A 2,269-nucleotide genomic window follows, 5' to 3' on the forward strand; every position below is an offset into this window, starting at 1 on the left:
ACACGGAAAAGCCGCTGGCCAAGATCCTTGGACTGGCGGCGCCCGGCAGCGTCACGACGGTCGCGGCGCCAGCGGGCGCGCCGGTCGAGGCGTCGAAGCCTGCAGCGGCACCTGTCATAGTCGACCGCACTGCGCCGATGCTGCTCAGCGATCCCGCGCTCGACGGTGGCACGGAACTGCTGGGCGCCGCGCCGCCCGCCAAGGCCGATCCCAACTTGCCCGGCGAGAAGCTGACCGTCGAGGGCAAGGCGCCGGTTGCCTCGCCCGGCCGCGCCGACGATTTTTCCTGGCCGTCGAAACCGGCAGCCGCAGCCGCCGCTTCTGACACGACGACGGCGATTAATCCTTAACGCGGCAGCACCGTAGATCCCATCAGCGCCTCGTCGATCGAGCGCGCCGCCTGGCGGCCCTCGCGGATCGCCCACACCACCAGCGACTGGCCGCGGCGCACGTCGCCCGCCGCGTAGAGCCTGTCGACGCTGGTCCTGTAGTCGCGGTCGTTGGCCTCGACGTTCTTCGAGCGGCGGCTGTCTGTGACGACCTTTATCTCGCCGTCGAGTTCCTTCATCACGCTGTCGCCCGCCGGGCCGGCAAAGCCGATGGCGATGAAGGCGAGATCGGCGCGGATGACGAATTCGGTGCCGGCGATCGGCTTGCGCTTCTCGTCGACCTCGCAGCAGCGGACGCCGGTCAACTGACCGTCCTCGCCGATGAATTCGAGCGTCGCCACCTGGAACTCGCGTTCCGCGCCTTCCGCCTGCGAGGAAGACGTGCGCATCTTCGTCGCCCAATAGGGCCAGACGGCGAGCTTGTCTTCCTTCTCCGGCGGCTGCGGACGGATGTCGAGCTGCGTCACGCGCACCGCGCCTTGCCGGAAGGCCGTGCCAATACAGTCGGACGCGGTGTCGCCGCCGCCGACAACCACGACATGCTGGCCGCTGGCGATGATCGGGTGCGAGGGCCAGGCCACCGACTGGATCGGCTCGCCGCCGACACGCCGGTTCTGCTGCACGAGATAGGGCATGGCGTCATAGACGCCGCTGAGATCATCGCCCGGAATGTTGGCCGGGCGCGGCGTTTCAGAGCCGCCGCAATAGAGCACGGCATCGTGCTCGGCGAGCAGTTCCGAAACCTTCTTGTCGACGCCGACATTGACGCCGCAATGGAAGCTCACGCCCTCGCCCTGCATCTGCTCGATGCGCCGGTCGATATAGTGCTTCTCGATCTTGAAGTCGGGAATGCCGTAGCGCATCAGCCCGCCTGGCCGGCTCTCGCGCTCATAGACATGGACGTCATGACCGGCGCGGCCGAGCTGCTGGGCGGCGGCCATGCCGGCCGGCCCTGAGCCGATGATGGCGACCCGCTTGCCGGTCTTCTTCTCCGGCGGATAGGGCCGGATGTGGCCGGTCTCATAGGCCTTGTCGGCGATCGCCTGTTCGACCGTCTTGATGGCGACCGGAATGTCCTCGAGGTTCAGCGTGCAGGCTTCCTCGCACGGCGCCGGGCAGATGCGGCCGGTGAACTCCGGGAAATTGTTCGTCGAGTGCAGGTTGCGGATCGCGCCGTCCCAGTCGCCATTGTAGACGAGGTCGTTCCAGTCCGGGATCTGGTTGTGGATCGGGCAGCCGGTCGGCCCGTGGCAGTACGGGATGCCGCAATCCATGCAGCGCGCGGCCTGTTTCTCGACCTCCTTGTCCGACATCGGCAGCGTGAATTCGCGGAAATGCCGGATGCGGTCGGAAGCTGGCTGGTACTTGTGCACCTGCCGGTCGATCTCAAGAAACCCTGTCACCTTGCCCATAGTCCAGTCCCTGCTGTCCGAAGGCACGCTCGAAAGCCTAGCTTGTCGGCGCACCCGTTAACCTCATAAGGCCGCCATGGCAACCTTGGTTCCGAGGTCAGGATTGTTGGTGAGGATGCCGGCCGGGAAATCCCTTCCCGGCCATGCCCGAAGCCTATTCCGCTGCCACGCTCATGCGCATGCGTTCCATCTCGATCAGCGCGCGGCGATACTCGACCGGCATGATTTTCCGGAATTTCGGCCGGAAGTTCTGCCAGTTGTCGAGGATCTCGCGGCCGCGCGCCGAGCCCGTGTAATGGACGTGGTTCGAGATCAGCTGATAGAGCCGCTCCTCATCGTGGCTGGTCATGTCGCCCGAGACGTCGACGCGTCCCTTGTGGTCGAGGTCGCCGCCGTGATGGAGCAGCTTCTCCATCACGGCGGCGACCTCGACCACAAGGGACGCGTCGACGTCTCGGGCGACATGAC

At 66.2% G+C, this 2,269-nt stretch carries 2 protein-coding genes and 1 pseudogene; 1 reads left to right on the forward strand and 2 read right to left on the reverse strand.

What is annotated here, in order from left to right:
• Positions 1-350 (forward strand): annotated as a pseudogene (locus tag EOA38_RS34100) (DUF459 domain-containing protein); the annotation flags it as partial.
• Here EOA38_RS34100 and EOA38_RS34105 read toward each other — a convergent pair.
• Complete coding sequence (locus EOA38_RS34105; RefSeq protein WP_126092130.1) at positions 347-1,801, reverse strand: glutamate synthase subunit beta; 1,455 nt, start codon at positions 1,799-1,801, stop codon at positions 347-349. The pseudogene EOA38_RS34100 and the gene EOA38_RS34105 overlap by 4 nt on opposite strands.
• A gap of 154 nt (positions 1,802-1,955) precedes the next feature.
• Positions 1,956-2,269 (reverse strand): hypothetical protein (locus EOA38_RS34110; protein WP_145966211.1); only part of this gene is annotated, 314 nt, incomplete at its 5' end.

This window comes from Mesorhizobium sp. M1E.F.Ca.ET.041.01.1.1 (assembly GCF_003997355.1).
Lineage (GTDB): Bacteria > Pseudomonadota > Alphaproteobacteria > Rhizobiales > Rhizobiaceae > Mesorhizobium.

Coding starts and splice junctions, on each gene's coding strand:
- EOA38_RS34105 (WP_126092130.1), bottom strand. CDS start 1,801: ATGGGCAAGGTGACAGGGTTTCTTGAGATCGACCGGCAGGTGCACAAG.